Origin of the sequence: Oerskovia merdavium (assembly GCF_014836755.1) — a bacterium.
Taxonomy (GTDB): Bacteria; Actinomycetota; Actinomycetes; order Actinomycetales; family Cellulomonadaceae; genus Oerskovia; species Oerskovia merdavium.
In genome coordinates this window covers 294,736-311,556 of sequence record NZ_JACSQF010000002.1, presented here as the reverse complement: position 1 = coordinate 311,556, position 16,821 = coordinate 294,736, and the positions used below count along the sequence as shown (strand labels likewise).

The 16,821-nt window shown below is 71.5% G+C and carries 11 protein-coding genes and 1 tRNA gene; 8 read left to right on the top strand and 4 right to left on the bottom strand.

Annotated features, from left to right (window positions below; all coding sequences use genetic code 11):
• The first annotated feature begins 113 nt into the window (after positions 1–113).
• The 6 genes from H9641_RS03455 (at position 114) to H9641_RS03430 (ending at position 11,979) form a co-directional block, all read left to right on the top strand.
• Positions 114–1,316 (top strand): LacI family DNA-binding transcriptional regulator, encoded by a 1,203-nt coding sequence (locus H9641_RS03455; protein WP_318244359.1) that lies wholly within the window; start codon positions 114–116, stop codon positions 1,314–1,316.
• A gap of 258 nt (positions 1,317–1,574) precedes the next feature.
• On the top strand, positions 1,575–2,864 hold the full coding sequence (locus H9641_RS03450) for an ABC transporter substrate-binding protein (protein WP_191801031.1): 1,290 nt from the start codon (positions 1,575–1,577) through the stop codon (positions 2,862–2,864).
• Positions 2,865–3,058: 194 nt separating this feature from the next.
• The gene (locus tag H9641_RS03445) at positions 3,059–3,964 is read left to right on the top strand and encodes a carbohydrate ABC transporter permease (protein WP_191801029.1); all 906 of its coding nucleotides are present in this window, start codon (positions 3,059–3,061) and stop codon (positions 3,962–3,964) included.
• Positions 3,961–4,875 (top strand): carbohydrate ABC transporter permease, encoded by a 915-nt coding sequence (locus H9641_RS03440; protein WP_191801027.1) that lies wholly within the window; start codon positions 3,961–3,963, stop codon positions 4,873–4,875. The genes H9641_RS03445 and H9641_RS03440 overlap by 4 nt, the downstream gene beginning before the upstream one ends.
• A gap of 285 nt (positions 4,876–5,160) precedes the next feature.
• Positions 5,161–10,629: a GH92 family glycosyl hydrolase gene (locus tag H9641_RS03435; protein WP_225219878.1), complete on the top strand. Its 5,469-nt coding sequence runs from the start codon at positions 5,161–5,163 to the stop codon at positions 10,627–10,629.
• A 99-nt stretch (positions 10,630–10,728) separates the two neighbouring features.
• Positions 10,729–11,979 carry an AGE family epimerase/isomerase gene (locus H9641_RS03430; protein WP_191801025.1) on the top strand — a complete coding sequence of 417 codons (1,251 nt, stop codon included), beginning with the start codon at positions 10,729–10,731 and terminating at the stop codon, positions 11,977–11,979.
• A gap of 50 nt (positions 11,980–12,029) precedes the next feature.
• Here the strand turns inward: H9641_RS03430 and H9641_RS03425 are convergent, their stop codons facing one another.
• From H9641_RS03425 to H9641_RS03415, 3 genes are all read right to left on the bottom strand, one after another.
• Positions 12,030–14,174, bottom strand: a complete 2,145-nt coding sequence (locus tag H9641_RS03425) for an ABC transporter permease (protein WP_191801023.1) — start codon at positions 14,172–14,174, stop codon at positions 12,030–12,032.
• An 88-nt stretch (positions 14,175–14,262) separates the two neighbouring features.
• Positions 14,263–15,117: a molybdate ABC transporter substrate-binding protein gene (modA, locus tag H9641_RS03420; RefSeq protein WP_318244358.1), complete on the bottom strand. Its 855-nt coding sequence runs from the start codon at positions 15,115–15,117 to the stop codon at positions 14,263–14,265.
• Entirely contained in the window at positions 15,114–15,521 is a 408-nt protein-coding gene (locus H9641_RS03415) for a TOBE domain-containing protein (protein ID WP_191801163.1), read from the bottom strand. Before H9641_RS03415 ends, modA begins: the two co-directional genes overlap by 4 nt.
• 155 nt (positions 15,522–15,676) lie before the next feature.
• On the opposite strand from H9641_RS03415, the gene H9641_RS03410 reads away from it, so the two are divergent.
• On the top strand, positions 15,677–15,862 hold the full coding sequence (locus tag H9641_RS03410; RefSeq protein WP_191801021.1) for a hypothetical protein: 186 nt from the start codon (positions 15,677–15,679) through the stop codon (positions 15,860–15,862).
• Between the two features lie 61 nt (positions 15,863–15,923).
• Here the strand turns inward: H9641_RS03410 and H9641_RS03405 are convergent.
• Positions 15,924–15,997: transfer RNA gene (locus H9641_RS03405), tRNA-Gly, on the bottom strand.
• A 136-nt stretch (positions 15,998–16,133) separates the two neighbouring features.
• On the opposite strand from H9641_RS03405, the gene H9641_RS20585 reads away from it, so the two are divergent.
• The gene (locus tag H9641_RS20585) at positions 16,134–16,766 is read left to right on the top strand and encodes an NINE protein (protein WP_191801019.1); all 633 of its coding nucleotides are present in this window, start codon (positions 16,134–16,136) and stop codon (positions 16,764–16,766) included.
• Positions 16,767–16,821 lie beyond the last annotated feature (55 nt).

Here is a 16,821-nt window from a genome sequence, read left to right as displayed (position 1 = left end):
CAGGTGGTGCGAGGGTCGGGCGGGTGTCGTGTCGGTCGCCGCAGGTGAGCGGCAGGAGGGTCCGCTGTCCGGTCTGTGTGCTCGTCTCGACTTGACAGCGCTGTCATGGTCGGGTGTACTCACCCTATACACACCGGAGTCGTCCTGACCAGCCCCTCGTCGCAACGAGTGGGTCAGGTGGCACTCCGGGCCGGGACGCGCTGGGGTGTGGAAGAATCCCGCCAGTCGATCGTGCGGGGGTGGATGTGGTGGCCAAGGACGGCCGAGCTGCACGCGGTGGAGGTCGCCCGACCCTCGCGGCGGTGGCCGAGTCCGCAGGAGTGAGTCTCAAGACCGCTTCTCGCGTGCTCAACAACGAACCGAGCGTCTCCGAGCCCACCCGGCTCAAGGTCCGGGCGGCAGCCGACGCGCTCGGCTTCCGTCGCAACGCCGTGGCCGCGGACCTCGCGCGCGGAGGCGTCTCCCGGCTCGTCGGCTTCGTCACCGGTGACATCGCCAACCCGTTCTACTCGGACCTCGCGAGCGGGATCGAGCGCGAGCTGCGCAAGCACGGGCTCCAGCTCATCACCGCGAGCTCCGACGAGGACGCGGATCGTGAGCGCGAGCTGATCGACGCGCTCATCGAGCGGCGGGTCGCCGCGCTCTTCATCGCCCCGACGGCCGACGATCACTCGTACCTACGTTCCGAGCTCGCCGACGGCGTGCCGATCGTCTTCCTCGACCGCCCGCCGGGCGGGATCGACGCGGACACCGTGGTGCTCGACAACCGGGCCGGGGCCGCGGCCGCCGCCCGCCACCTCGTCGACCAAGGGCACCGCAGGATCGCGCTCGCGGGGGACCTGCCCCGGCTCTGGACGTTTCGGGAACGTCGTGAGGGCTTCGTCAACGCCCTGCGGGACGCGGGCATCGAGGATCCCGAACGCTATGTGCGCGACGGGCTGCACGACGCCGAGACGGCCCGCCTCGCGGTCGAGGAGCTGCTCGCGCTCGACGAGCCGCCCACCGCGATACTCACGGCGAACAACAAGATCACCCAGGGGGCGCTCCGGGCGTTGCACCCCGCGGCGCGCGGCGCACGGCGAGACGTCGCGCTCGTCGGGTTCGACGACTTCGAGCTCGCCGACATCCTCGAGGTCAGCGTCGTCGGCTACGAGGTCTCCGCGATGGGCCAGGAGGCCGCACGGCTCGCCGTGGCGCGCATCGAGTCCCCCGGGGAGCCCGCGCACCTGCGCGTCGTGCCCACCGTCCTGATCCCGCGCGGGTCGGGCGAGATCGCGCTCGCGACGCCTCTCGAGGGCGTGCCGGCGGTCGGCTGAGGCGCGACCCCCCCGTCCCGCCCCCGCGTCCGCCTGCCCCCCGCGTTCCCCGTGTCCGTGCCCGCGCGTCGTCCGGCCGTGAGGATCCGCACGATCCTGCGCCTCGCACGAGTGGTCGCTTTGTCGTCGTCGTCCTCTTCGGGGCGACCTGAGGTCTCCCCCAGGTAACGATTCGGCGCACTTCTTTGACAAGTGCCGCTGAGCGGCCGTACGTTCGTCCTGTTCCTGACAGCGCTGTCAACACGAAAGTAGGATCCCATGCGTAACGGATTGCGCGTCGCTGGGGCACTGGTGGGCACCGCTGCCCTCCTGGCCCTCGCAGCTTGCAGCGGAGACTCCGGCAACGACTCGACCGGGGGCGGCACCGACGCCGCCTCGGGCGGCAACGTCGAGGTCTTCACCTGGTGGGCAGCCGGTTCGGAGAAGGCAGGGCTCGACGCCCTCGTCACGGTCTTCGACGAGCAGCACCCCGACTTCACCTTCGAGAACGGCGCGGTCGCCGGTGGTGCCGGCTCGGCCGCGAAGGACCTCCTCCAGACCCGGCTCCAGGCCAACGACCCGCCGGACACGTTCCAGGCCCACGCCGGCAAGGAGCTCACGGACTACATCGACGCCGCGCAGCTCGAGGACATCTCGGACCTGTACGACCAGTACGGCGTCAAGGACGTCTTCCCCGCAGACCTGATCGACCTCCTCACGGTGGACGGCAAGATCTACTCGATGCCCTCCAACATCCACCGCTCCAACATGGTCTGGGCCAACCCGGCCGTGCTGACCGAGGCCGGCCTCGACCCGGCGGCCACGTACGAGACCATGGACGACTGGTTCGTCGCCCTCGACGCCGTCAAGGCCACGGGCAAGACCCCGCTCTCGGTCGCCACGACGTGGACCCAGGTCAACCTGCTCGAGACGGTCCTCATGGCCGACCTGGGTGCCGAGGCCTACAACGGCCTGTGGGACGGTTCGACCGACTGGGAGAGCCCCGAGGTCACGGCAGCTCTCGAGGACTTCCAGAAGCTCATGAGCTACACCAACACCGACCGTGACGGTCTGGACTGGCCCGAGGCGACGCAGCTCGTCATGGACGGCCAGGCAGCGTTCAACGTCATGGGTGACTGGGCCGTGGCCGCGTTCGAAGAGGCCGGCAAGACCGCCGGTGCCGACTTCACGTACTTCCCGGTCCCCGGGACGGACGGCATGTTCGGCTTCCTCGCCGACTCGTTCACGCTCCCCGTGGGTGCCAAGAACCCCGACGGCGCCAAGGCCTGGATCGAGACCGTGTCCAGCCTCGAGGGCCAGACGGCGTTCAACAAGGCCAAGGGCTCCATCCCGGCCCGTACCGACGCGAACCCTGCTGACTTCTCGGAGTACCAGCAGACCGCCATCACGTCCTTCGCGGAGGACACGATCGTCCCCTCGCTCGCTCACGGTGCGGCTGCCTCGATCGCCGTCCTGAACGGCATCTCGGACGCGACGAGCAAGTTCACCTCGGGTGCTTCCGACCTCGCGCAGTACCAGGCCGACCTGGCCGCCGCTGCCGCCGAGTAAGGACGCCTGACCGGTCGACCGGGGTCGTCCGTCGCGGTGCTGCTCGCGCAGCTCCGCGACGGGCCCCGGACGGCCCGCCCCACCCCGCCGTACCCGCAGCTCGTTTCCTACGCACCGTCACCGGCAGGGCCCCGTCGCACCTCTGTGCGCCGTGAGAGCCGTCGGGAGGTGCCCACACCTTGGGAGGATCACCGGTGATCCAGTCCGCTCGACGATGGGGCCCGCCACTGCTCCTCGTCGCCCCGTCACTGATCTTGGTGGGGGTCTTCGTCTACGGCCTCATCGGGATCAACTTCTCCACCTCGACCACGGACATGCACAAGGCCGCGCAGTCCACGGGGCAGGCCCCCGTCTCGCGGGTCGGCTTCCAGAACTACCTCGACCTGCTCGCGAGCCCGGAGTTCCAGCACTCGCTGATGAACCTCCTGATCTACACCGTGGTCTTCCTGGTCGGCACCATGGTCGTCGGCTTCGTCTGGGCCTGGCTCCTCGACAAGCCCATCAAGGGCGAGGGGTTCTTCCGCGCCGTCTACCTGTTCCCCATGGCGGTCTCGTTCGTCGCCTCGGGCGTCGTGTGGCGCTGGCTCCTCAACTCCAACCAGGGGGAGAACGCGAGCGGCCTCAACCGGCTGTTCCAGATGATCGGTCTGGACGCCCTCCAGAACAACTGGTGGAACAACGTCACGTTCGGTATCGCCGCCATCGCGATCCCCGCGATCTGGCAGCTCTCCGGCTATGTCATGGCACTGTTCCTCGCGGGCTTCCGCGGGATCCCGGACGAGCTGCGCGAGGCGGCCCGCATGGACGGCGCCAACGAGTGGAAGCTCTACCGCCACGTGCTGTTCCCGCAGCTCACGCCGATCGCCCTCTCGGCCCTCATCATCGTGGGCCACATGTCCCTCAAGGCGTTCGACCTCATCATGTCGATCTCCAAGCCCTCGAACTACCAGACCAAGGTTCCGGCCGTCGACATGTACGTCTTCAAGTCCAGCTTCGACTACGCGAACGCTGCGGCCGTCGGCGCGATCCTGCTGGTCATCGTGGCCTTCGTGATCGTGCCCTACCTGATCTCCCTGAACCGCAAGGAGAAGATCCGATGACCGCCGTCGCCACGCCCGTCGAGGCGCAGACCCCCGGCTCGGGATCGGGCTCCGGTGCGGCAGGCTCGCGCCGGCAGAAGAAGCCCGTCCAGCGCTTCTCCCTGGGGCGCACGCTGCGCTACGCGATCCTCATCCTGTTCGTGCTGATCGTCCTCGTGCCCGTCTACGTCCTGTTCGTGACGAGCTTCAAGGGGGCCGGTGACGCGGCCCCGAGCCGCGCGTGGAACCTGCCCCAGGTGTGGACCACGGAGAACTGGCAGGCGGCCTGGACCGCGCTGTCGCCGGCGATCCTGCGCACGCTGCAGATGGTGATCCCCTCGGCGATCATCGCGGCGTTCCTCGGGTCGCTCAACGGGTTCGTGCTCTCGCGCTGGACCTTCCGCGGGGCGAACCTCGTCTTCACGCTCATCCTGTTCGGCATGTTCATCCCGTACCAGGCGGTGATCATCCCGCTCAACCAGCTGGTCCAGGACCTCAACCTGCCGAGCGGCATCCCGACGCTGATCCTGCTGCACGTGATCTACGGCCTGCCGATCACGACCCTGATCTTCCGCAACTACTACCAGACCGTGCCGAACGAGCTCATCGAGGCCGCGCGCGTCGACGGCGCGGGCATGCTCCGCACGTACTGGTCGATCGTCCTGCCGATCTCGATCCCGAGCTTCGTGGTCGTGCTCATCTGGCAGTTCACCTCGGCGTGGAACGACTTCCTCTTCGCGGTGTTCTTCTCCTCGAGCCAGAACGGCCCGGTCACGCTCGCGCTCAACAACCTCGCGAACGGCGCCCTGCTGCAGAACTACGGCGTCTCGATGGCGGGGGCCCTGTTCGCCTCGCTCCCGACGCTCATCGTCTACATCCTGCTCGGCAAGTACTTCATGGGCGGGCTCATGTCCGGCTCCGTGAAGGGCTGACGTCCGGCTGCCGGCCCGCCCCGGGTACCCCCGGGGCGGGCCGGCAGCCGCGCCGAGCCCCAGACTTCCGGTGTCCGACGCTGTGCACCGGGGAACGGCGCTCCCTCGTCGACCCTCTGAGAAGGGTCGACGAGGGAGTTGCTTGCACCAACCTGACAGCGCTGTCGGTTTCCCGGGGGGACGGGAGACCGAGACCCGCGGACCGCCACCCGGCGGCCCGCACCGCACGGAAGAAGACCCCGCTGCACCAACTGTGGCCGGAACGATCGAAGGAGATCGCACGACATGAGCTGGTACCCACCCACGCACGAACGCCCGACGGCGGATGCGCCGTCGGGCAGCAAGCCCACCTCTCCCGGCACACCCGCGGGCAAGGGCCGACGCCGCATCGCGGGCGTCCTCGCGGCCGGCCTCGCCCTGCCCATGCTCCCGCTGGGCGTCGGGACGGCCTCGGCCGCACCCGAGCCCGGCGACTTCTCGACGTCGTTCGAGACCGGTGACGCCGCAGCCCTCGACACGACCGTCGCCCAGCGCGACGGCGCGCCCTGGCAGTCCAACGTCACCGGACCCGTCTCCACGCTGCCCGGCAGCGCGCTCGGCAAGCTCGCGGGAGTGACCGCGAGCGGCGAGAACCTCCCCAACGAGGGCGCGGCCAAGCTCGCCGACGACAACTCGGGCACCAAGTGGCTCACCCGGACCACGACCGGCTGGGTCGCCTACGCGTTCACCGAGCCCGTACGGATCACGGGCTACTCGATGACGTCGGGCGACGACGCCGAGGGACGCGACCCCAAGAGCTGGACCCTGGAAGGGTCCACGGACGGCACCACGTGGGTCCCGCTCGACCAGCGGACCAACGAGGACTTCCCCCAGCGCAAGCAGGCACGGGTCTTCGAGGTCACGACGCCCGGCACCTACCAGCACTACCGCCTCAACGTCACCGCGAACTCGGGCGAGCCGCTCACCCAGCTCGCGGACTGGAACCTCTCGACCGACCTGAACGCCGCCCCCGCGCAGACGCCCATGGTCACCAAGGTCGGCGCCGGCCCGTCGAGCGGCCCGACCATCAAGACCAACGTCGGCTTCACGGGCACCAAGGCCCTGCGCTACGCGGGCAGCCAGCTCGCCGACGGGCCGTCGAGCGCGACCAACCTCCTGTACGACGACGTCGACGTCACCGTGGGCGAGGACACGCGCCTGAGCTACACGATCTTCCCCGAGCTCCTCAACGACCTCGCGTACCCCTCGACGTACGCGTCGGTCGACGTGAAGTTCACCGACGGGACCTACCTGTCCGAGCTGGGCGCGCGCGACCAGCACGACACCCCGTTCTCGCCCGAGGGCCAGGGCACGGGCAAGATCCTCTACGCCAACCAGTGGAACTCGATCCAGGTGGACCTGGGCGGCGTCGCGACCGGCAAGACGGTCGACGAGGTCCTGCTCGGCTACGACAACCCCACGGGCAAGACCGGGACGCGCTTCCAGGGCTGGGTCGACGACATCGCGCTCACCGCGAGCCCCGAGCGGATCGACGGGTCGAGCCTGACCAACTACGTCGACACCCGCCGTGGCACGTTCGCGACCGGCGGGTTCTCGCGCGGCAACAACATCCCCGCGTCCGCGGTGCCCAACGGCTTCAACTTCTGGACGCCCATGACCGACGCGGCGTCCCAGAGCTGGCTCTACGCGTACCAGCAGCAGAACAACGCGAACAACAAGCCCCAGCTCCAGGGCATCGGCGTCTCGCACGAGCCCAGCCCCTGGATGGGCGACCGCAACCAGCTCGCGTTCCTGCCCGCGGCGGGCGGCGGCACGCCCAACGCCACGCTCGGCACGCGCGCGCTCGAGTTCACGCACGACGACGAGACCGCGCAGCCCGACTACTACGGGGTGCGGTTCACCAACGGCATCCAGGCCGAGGTCACCCCGACCGACCACGGCGCGGTGCTCCGCTTCTCCTACGCGACCGACCAGGGCCAGGTCCTCGTCGACAGCGTGAGCGGCGACGCCAAGCTGGCCTACGACGCCGCGAGCGGCACGCTCTCCGGCTGGGTCGACGGCGGCAGCGGCCTCTCGGCCGGACGGTCGCGCATGTTCATCTCCGGGACGTTCGACCGCCTGCCCAGCGCGGTCGGGACCGCCGCGGGCAACCGCGCCAACGCCCGGTTCGCGACGTTCGACACCTCGTCGGACAAGACCGTCGAGCTCCGCGTGGCCACGTCCTTCATCAGCCAGGCGCAGGCCCGCAAGAACCTCGACCTCGAGGTCACGGGCAGGTCCTTCGAGGACGTGCGCTCCGCGGCGCAGTCCTCCTGGAACGACCGCCTGAAGGTCATCGAGGTCGAGGGCGCCAACGAGGACAAGCTCACGACGCTCTACTCCAACCTCTACCGCCTCAACCTGTACCCCAACTCGCAGTTCGAGAACACGGGCACGGCCGAGGCGCCGAAGTTCCAGTACGCGAGCCCCGTCGCGGCCAAGACCGGCAGCGCGAGCGACACCACGACGAACGCCAAGATCGTCGACGGCAAGATCTACGTCAACAACGGCTTCTGGGACACCTACCGCACGGCCTGGCCCGCCTACTCGCTCCTCTACCCGGAGCTGGCGGCCGAGCTCGTCGACGGGTTCGTCCAGCAGTACCGTGACGGCGGCTGGGTCGCCCGCTGGTCCTCCCCGGGCTACGCGGACCTCATGACCGGCACCAGCTCGGACGTGGCCTTCGCCGACGCGTACCTCAAGGGCGTCCCGCTCGCGGACCCGCTCGCGACGTACGACGCCGCGCTCAAGAACGCGACCGTCCTGCCGCCGAACAACGCCGTGGGCCGCAAGGGCCTCGACACGTCGCAGTTCCTCGGCTACACCCAGGCGTCCACGCACGAGTCCGTGTCGTGGGGCCTCGAGGGGCTCATCAACGACTTCGGCATCGGCAACATGGCTGCGGCCCTCGCCGAGGACCCCGCCACGCCCGACGAGCGCCGCGAGCAGCTGCGCGAGGAGTCCGAGTACTTCCTCGAGCGCGCGACGCACTACGTCAACCTGTTCGACCCGGCCACGGGCTTCTTCCAGGGCCGCAACGCGGACGGGACGTTCGAGAAGTCGCCCGAGACGTTCAACCCCGAGGACTGGGGCGGTCCCTACACCGAGACCAGCGGCTGGAACTTCGCGTTCCACGCCCCCCAGGACGGTCAGGGCCTCGCCAACCTCTACGGCGGGCAGGACGGACTCGAGGCCAAGCTCGACCTGTTCTTCAGCACCCCGGAGAAGGCACCCAACGGCGGCATCCACGAGCGTCTCGAAGCACGTGACGTCCGCATGGGCCAGTGGGGCATGAGCAACCAGGTCTCGCACCACATCCCCTACCTCTACGACGCGGCCGGTGCCCCGTCCAAGACGCAGGAGAAGGTCCGCGAGTCGCTGCGCCGCCTGTTCGTGGGCAGCGACATCGGCCAGGGCTACCCCGGTGACGAGGACAACGGCGAGATGTCGTCGTGGTGGATCCTGTCCTCGCTCGGCATCTACCCCCTGCAGGTCGGCTCGGAGGAGTACGCGATCGGCTCGCCGCAGTTCAGCAAGGCGACCGTGCACCTCGAGAGCGGCGACCTGGTCGTCAACGCCCCGCAGAACAGCGTCGACAACGTCTACGTCCAGTCGCTCACGGTCGACGGCGAGGCGCACACCTCGACGTCGATCAAGCACTCCGACCTGGTCGGCGGCACCACGCTCGACTTCGAGATGGGCCCCGAGCCCTCCGCGTGGGGCACGGGCGAGGACGACGCACCGCCGTCCCTGACCACCGGTGACGAGGCGCCCGAGTCCGACACGGACGTGACGACGTCGGGCCTGGGGACGGTGACCGTCTCCGACGGCACGCCGGCCGCCCAGCTCGCGTCGCTCACCGACAACACGTCGCAGACCCGCACCACCTTCACGACGGGCACGCCCGTCGTCACCTGGAAGGCCGCAGGCCTCCAGCCGACGGTCACGTCCTACACGCTGACCTCGGGCGCGACCGGCACGGCAGCACCCAAGGCCTGGAAGGTCGAGGGGTCGAACGACGGACAGACCTGGACGACGCTCGACGAGCGCACCGACCAGCAGTTCCGCTGGGCCGTCCAGACCCGGCCGTTCACGCTCGCCGAGCCCGCCGCGTACTCGCAGTACCGCGTGGCGGTCACGGCGACCTCGGGCGAGGGGGCGCTCGCGCTCGCCGAGCTCGAGCTGCTCGCCGACCCCAAGGCCTCGACCGGCGCCGAGCTCACGCTCACGGCCGGTCAGGACGTGGCGACCACGACCGGCACCGAGGTCAAGGCGTCGCTCGCGACGCTCGTCGGGGTCACGCCCGAGGAGGTCGCGGCAGGCGACGTCAGCGCGACCGTGACCTTCGGGGACGGCAGCGGGCCCGCCGCCGGGACCCTCACCAAGGTCCAGCTCGGCGGGTACACCGTCACCGCGCCGCACACCTTCGCCGCACCGGGCGTCTACCCGGTCACGGTCACGGTCACGCGCGGCGACAAGACGGTCACGGCCTCGCTCGACGTGTCCGTCGAGCTGGTCCGCGAGGGTTCGCTCGTCGCGGCCTACGACAACGTGTGCATCGGCGACGTCGGGACCACGTCCGGGAGCTGTGACGGCCAGGGCGTGTTCTTCGACCGGGCACAGCTCGCGGCCAAGGGCTTCGTGCAGGGCCAGCGCGGCACGGTGCCGGGCACGGACCTCGGGTTCGACGTCCCGGCGATCCCCGCCGGGCAGCCCGACAACGCGACGGGCGACGGCCAGACCATCGAGGTCGACGTCCCCGCGGACGCGCAGCAGCTCTCGGTGATCGGCACGGGCACGGAGAAGAACCAGGTGGCCTCCGGGACGCTGACGTTCGACGACGGCTCGTCGCAGCCCATCGACCTGAGCTTCGGCGACTGGTCGGGCGCGGCCCGCAACCCGGTGTCCGGCAACATCGCGGTCGCGGTGACCGACCACCGTCTGCGCGGCGGCAGCCCGCAGACCGGCACCCCCGCCGCGGTCTTCGCGACGGCGCCGGTCACGCTCCCCGAGGGCAAGCGACCCGTGAGCATCACGCTCCCGGACCAGCCGGGCTCCCTCGCGAGCGACGGGCGCATCCACGTCTTCGTGATCGCCTCCGACGGCACCCCGGTGGAGCACGCTCCGCTGGCCGCCGAGGCGGCAGCGGGCGTGAGCGTCGCCGCCGGGACCTCGCTCGAGGCCACGCTCGCCACCGTGACCGGTGGACGCGCGACGGCCGAGGCGCCGCTGCGGGCGGCGATCACGTGGGGCGACGGCAGCGACGTGGCCCCGGGGACGGTCGTCCCCGGTGGAACCTCGGTCACGGTCGAGGGGGCGCACACCTACGCGCAGCCCGGGACCTACACCGCGCACGTGACGGTCGACGACGGGTACGCGAGCACGAGCGTCCCCGTGACCGTCACGGTCACCGAGGCCGCTCCGGCTCTCGACGTCGCCACGACCGTCAAGACGCAGTGCACGGCCAAGAAGGTCACGCTGTCCGTCACGGCGGTCAACGGGGAGTCCTTCCCCGTGACGATCAAGGTCGTCACCCCGTTCGGCACCAAGACGTTCACGAACGTCGGGCCGGGCAAGAGCGCGCACCAGTCGTTCGCGACGCGTGCGGGCTCGATCGAGGCCGGCACCACGACGGTGACCGCCACGGCGACGGTCGACGGTGAGGAGGTCGTCGTGACCAGCGAGGTCGCGTACGGGGCCGCCACCTGCGGCTAGCCGCCAGAGGTACCTGATCGGGTGCCCCGCCGTCGGACGACCGGCCGCGGGGCACCCGCCCAGGGGAGCATCATTGACAGGTACGAGGAACGGGGAACCATGACCACCAGGGACGACGCAGCCGGAGCACCGGACGCTGCCACGTGGCGCCGGAGCCAGCTCGACGGGCTGCTCACCTTCGCGGAGGCGTCGCTGGGAGCGGACGGCGGGGCTCGCTGGCTCGACGACAAGGGCGCGCCGGACCCCCGCGAGCCCGTGCACACGTGGATCACGGCGCGCATGGCGCACATGTACTCGCTCGGTTCGCTGCTGGGCGTCCCGGGCGCGGACGAGCACGCCGACCTGGCGCTCGAGGGGCTGCGGACCTACCTCGCCGACCCCGCTGACGGCGGCTGGTTCGCGTCGCGAGGGCCGGGGGACGCGGTCGACGACACCAAGAGCGCCTACGCGCACGCGTTCGTCGTCCTCGCCGCGTCGAGCGGGACCGTGGCCGGACGGCCCGGAGCGCGCGAGCTGCTCGACGAGGCGCTGCGGGTCCTGGACCAGGAGTTCTGGGAGGCCGACCAGCAGATGCTGTGCGACGAGTGGGACCGCGCCTGGACGAGGTGCGTCCGCTACCGCGGTGCGAACGCGAACATGCACGGCGTCGAGGCGATGCTCGCCGCGCACTCGGCGACCGGCGACCCGCTCTGGCTCGAACGCGCGACGGCCGTCGCCGACCGGGTCGTGGCGGGGGCGGCCGAGCGCGAGTGGCGCGTCGTCGAGCACTTCGACGCGTCCTGGAACCCGGAGCCCGAGCTCAACGCCGAGCGCCCCAACGACCAGTTCAAGCCGTACGGCTCGACCCCGGGGCACGGGTTCGAGTGGGCGCGGCTCCTGCTGCAGCTCGACGCCGCGAGCGACTCCTCGGGGTCGGGGGCGTCCGCGGGCATCCCGGGGCCGCGGCTCGACGCGGCACGTCACCTGTTCGACCGGGCGCTCGACGACGGCTGGGACCCGGTCGAGGGCGGCTTCGTCTACACGGTCAACTGGCACGGCCGACCGATCGAGCAGCGCCGTTTCCACTGGGTCGCGGCCGAGGCGATCGGGGCCGCGGAGGTCCTCGCCAAGGTCACGGGCGAGGAGCGGTACGCGCGGCTCGCCCAGGAGTGGTGGGCGTACGCGCAGGCTCACCTGGTCGACGTCGAGCACGGCTCGTGGCACCACGAGCTCGACGTCCACAACCGCCCCTCGGGGGCCGTGTGGGACGGCAAGCCCGACATCTACCACGCGGGTCAGGCGCTGCTCCTGGCCGACGTGCCCGTGACGGGGAGCCTCGCGGAGTCGGTCGAGGCAGTGACGTCCCGCTGAGTGCGGACCCTCGTGCGACATGCCCGGCGCGTCGCACGAGGGCCCCGCGCTCAGCGGGTGCCGTAGACCTGCACCTCGGCCGCCTTGACGGCGAACCACACGTGCTCGTCCGGGGCGAGGCGCAGGTCGGCGACAGAGCGGGGGGTCAGGTCGGCGGCCAGGTGCCCGACGGCGTCCCGCACCTCGCGCGGACCCGTCACCTCTCCCCAGGCCCGGAAGAGCTGGCCGTGCGGCTCGATCGAGGTGATGGTCACCGCGAACGCGTTCCGCGGGCTGCCCGACGGCGCGTCGCGGTGGATCGCGACCGCACGGGGTGCGAACACCGCGACCGCGGGATCGCCGGCGACGAGGCTCGTCGCGTCGGCGACGACGCCCGCGACGGCGAGCCCCGGTCCGTCGAGCAGCAACCCACCGTCCTCGGTAGCGACGCCCGCGAGGAGGTTGATGCCCGCGAGCCGTGCCGCGAAGCGGGACCGGGGGCGGGTCAGGACCTCGCGCGCGGGCCCGTCCTCCACGACCCGGCCGCCCTCGAGCACGACCGCCCGGTCGGCGAGCAGGAGGACGTCGAGCAGGTCGTGCGTCACGAGCAGGGTCGTGCGGGGGCGGTCGCGCTGGGCGTCGTGCAGGACCCGGCGCACCTGCTGCGCGACCCCGACGTCGAGCGAGGCGAGCGGCTCGTCGAGCAGCAGGACGCGCGGGTCGGTCGCGAGGGCACGGGTGATCGAGACCCGTTGGGCCTGGCCGCCGGAGAGCGCGCCGGGCCGCCGCGCCGTGAGCGGGCCGGCACCGAGCTCGTCGAGGCGCTCGCGTGCCTCGGACCGGGCCGCGCGGCGGGGCACGCCACGGGCGCGCAGGCCGAACGCGACGTTGTCCGCCGCGTCGAGGTGCCCGAACAGCAGCGGACGTTGGGTCAGCCAACCGACCCCGCGTCGGCGCGGAGGGACCGAGAGGCCGCGCGACGTGTCGGTCAGGATCTCGCCGCCGACCGTGACACGGAGCTCGTCCCGCGCGGGCACGGGCGCGCCCGTCCGCGGACCGGGAGCGGCGCCGTCGGGTCCGGGGCTCCCTGCGTCGCGGCGGGACCTCGCGCGACGCGGGGGGTGCGCGCGGTGGGGGAGCAGGCCCGTGACGGCCTGGAGGACGGTCGACTTCCCGGCGCCGTTGGGCCCGAGGATCGCGACGACCTGGCCGGGCTCGACCGTGAGGTCGAGGTCGACGCCGCGCTCGGCGAGGCGCACGCGCACGCCGAGCGTGACGGGCTCGCTCGCCGAGGGCGAGGCACGCGGTGTCCGAGGGGGACCGCCCCGGTCGCTCTCGGCGGGAACCTGGTCGCCCGCTGCGAGTCCTCGGACGCCCCCGAGCCCCCGGTCGCCCTCGGCCGACGACCCCGCACCCCGGACCTGGGGGTCCGTGCGCCCGAACGGCCCCCCGTGCACGGCCGCCGTGACGATCACGGCCACGACCACCAGCAGGAGAGAGAGCGCGACCGCGGCGTCGGGGTCGGCGCTGCGCTGCAGGTAGATCTCGAGCGGCAGGGTCTGCGTGACGCCCTGGAGCGCCCCGGCGAACGTGATGGTCGCGCCGAACTCCCCGAGGGCGCGCGCGAACGCGAGCACCGCACCGGACACGAGCCCGGGCAGGACGAGCGGCAGGGTCACGCGACGCAGCACGGTCGTGGGGGAGGCGCCGAGCGTCGCGGCGACCTCCTCGTAGCGCGCGTCGTGCGTCCGCAGCGACCCCTCGAGGCTCAGCACGAGGAAGGGCAGCGCGACGAAGGTCTGCGCCATGACCACCGCGGTGGTCGTGAACGCGACCTCGATCCCCAGGACGGACAGGTGCTGGCCGATCAGCCCGCGCCGCCCGAACGTGTAGAGCAGCGCGATGCCCCCCACGACGGGCGGCAGGACGAGCGGCAGCAGCACGAGCGCACGGGCCACGCGCTGCCCGGGGAACGTGGTCCGTGCGAGGACCAGGGCCATGGGCGCGCCGAGCAGCACGCAGCACACGGTCGCGACGAGCGAGGTCCGCACCGAGAGCCACAGGGCGTCGGTCGCGGTGGGCGAGGTGAGCAGGTCCCAGATCCCGCCGAGCCCTCCGGACACGTCGAGTCGCGCGACCATCGCGACCACGGGCACGACGACGAACAGGGCGCCGAGCAGCGCGGGCGCGAGCACCCAGCGGGGGAGGCCGCGCATCAGACGGTCTTCCGGGGCGCGACGGGGTTCCGGCCCCGGGCGCGGTCGAGGACCGACCCGAGAACGGTCCCGCCCCCGCGTCCCGGCCTCACGGTGCCCCGAAGCCCGCCTTCGCGAGCGCTGCCTGGCCGACGGGTCCGGTCACGAGATCGAGCCACTCCTGGGCCAGCGCGGTGTCCGCGGCTCCCGACGTGACCGCGATCGGGTAGGTGTTCACGACGGTCTTGGTCTCGGGGACGTCGATCACCTCGACGTCGTCGCCCGCGAGGGTCGCGTCGGTCACGTAGACGAGCCCGGCGTCGGCCTCTCCGGCGGTGACCTTGGCGAGGACGTCGGTCACGCTCGCCTCCTCGCTCACGCGGTGGACGGTGGTGCCGGCGGCGGCCTCGACCTTGGCGGTCGCGGAGCCGCAGGGCACCTCGGCCGCGCACACGACGACCTTGAGGTCCTCGCGCGAGAGGTCGGCGAACGACGTGACGCCACCGGGGTTCCCGGCGGGGACGACGACGGTGAGCGTGTTGGTCGCGAAGACCACGGGGTCGGTCGCGTCGCCGCCCTCGACGACGCGGTCCATGTTCTTGGTGTCGGCCGACGCGAACACGTCGCCGGGGCTCCCGGCGAGGAGCTGGTCGGCGAGGTCGGCCGACCCGGCGAACGACAGGGCGACGGTCACGCCGTCGTGCTCTGCCTCGAAGCCCTCGGCGAGCTCGGCGAACACGTCGCGCAGCGACGCGGCGGCGAGGACCGTGAGGGTCTGCTCCTCGACGGCGACGTCCGGTGAGGAGGCGGCGGCGGGGGTCTCGCTGCCCGACGACGTCCCGCACGCCGCGAGGGCGACCGTCAGCAGGGCCGTGGTCATCACGGCGACCGTGCGCCTCGCGGCTCGGGTGCGGGGAGCGGCGGTCGACGGCGCGGTCCTGGGAGCGGGGGTGGTGCTGTTCACGCGATGCCTCCTGGCGTCTCGACGATCACGGTGGTGGCCTTGACGACGGCGACGGCGAGGCTGCCGGGCTCGAGCCCGAGCTCCCGGACCGCCTCGGTGCTCATGAGCGACACGACGCGCTGGCCGCCGCACAGCATCTCGACCTGGGACATGACCGTGTCGCTCACGACGTGGGTCACGATCCCGACGAACCGGTTCCGCGCCGAGCGGGCCACACCGGACGGGTCGGTCGTGGGGGACTGGGCGTTCTGGGTCGCGAAGCGCGCGAGCTGCGCGCCGTCGACGACCTTGCGGCCCGAGTCGTCGAGGGCGACGTCGAGGTCGCCCGCGTCGACCCAGCGGCGGACGGTGTCGTCACTGACGCCGAGCAGGTCGGCGGCTTCGCGTATCCGATAGTGCGGCATGAGAGCGAGCATAGTGCCGCAGATGCGGAGCTGTTGCGACACGGTGTCACGATACGGGCCGTTTGGCGGCGATATGACTGATTCCGCGGTGCGGGCGTGGCATGCTCCGAGAGGCGTGCGGCGCGCACGTCGGGGACGCGGGAGGAGAACTCGTGGTGAGTCGCTACTGGAGCTCGCTGGGGCTGGTCGTGATCGGTGCGATCTGGGCCGTCGGAGGAGCCGTCACGGCGATCGCGGGGGGCGAAGAACCCGGATCGCCGATGCTCTGGGTCGTGCTCGGCCTGGTCGCGGTCGTCGCGGGCGTCGCGAGCTACGTGGTGCGGTCGCGACGGGACGCCTGACGGTCCCGCACATCAGGGAAACGCGAGAGGCCCCACACCAGCTGGTGCGGGGCCTCTCGGCTGGAGCGGATGACGGGAATCGAACCCGCGCTATCAGCTTGGGAAGCTGAAGTTCTACCATTGAACTACATCCGCATGACGTGGAACCCTGCAGCTCGCAGGCCGTCCCCGGCCGGTGCGAACCGGTCAGGAACCGGTGTGCGTCCACGATCATACCCAACACGGGCCATGATGCCAGCATCGATGCCCGCGCTACGCCTGAGGAGGCGCCTTGTCCGAGAACCCGTACCAGCAGCAGCCCACTGATCCTGCGGCTGGAGCGGACCCGTACGCGGCGCAGCAGCCCGCGTACGGCCAGCCTGCCCAGCCGGGCTACGGCACACCGGATGGAGCCGGTGCGCAGGGCTACCCGCCGGTCGACCCGGCCGCGGGCCAGCAGGGCGGCTACGGCTACGGCGCGCCCGCGGACCCGTACGGCCAGGCGCAGCCCGGCTACGGCCAGCCTGCCCAGCCTGGTTACGGCACCCCCGCGGACCCGTACGGTCAGCAGACGCAGCCCGGCTACGGCTACGGGGCCCCGACGGACCCGTACGGCCAGCAGCCCGGCTACCAGCAGCCCTACGGCGCGTACGGTGCCCAGCAGACCGGCTACTACGAGGACCCGAACGCCAAGTCGCGTCTCGCGGCGGGTCTGCTCGGGATCTTCCTGGGCAGCCTCGGGATCCACCGCTTCTACCTCGGGTACACGGGAGTCGGCGTGGCCATGCTGCTCATCTCGGTGCTGTCGCTGGGCTTCCTCAGCTGGGCCGTCGCGATCTGGGGGCTCGTCGAGGGCATCCTCTACCTGACGTCCAAGTCGGGGCAGTACTCGGTCGACTCGACAGGCCGACCGCTGCGGAGCTGATGCCGTGCCCACCCGAGGTCGGTCAGGCTCAGCACGTCTGACCGACCGGCCTCGG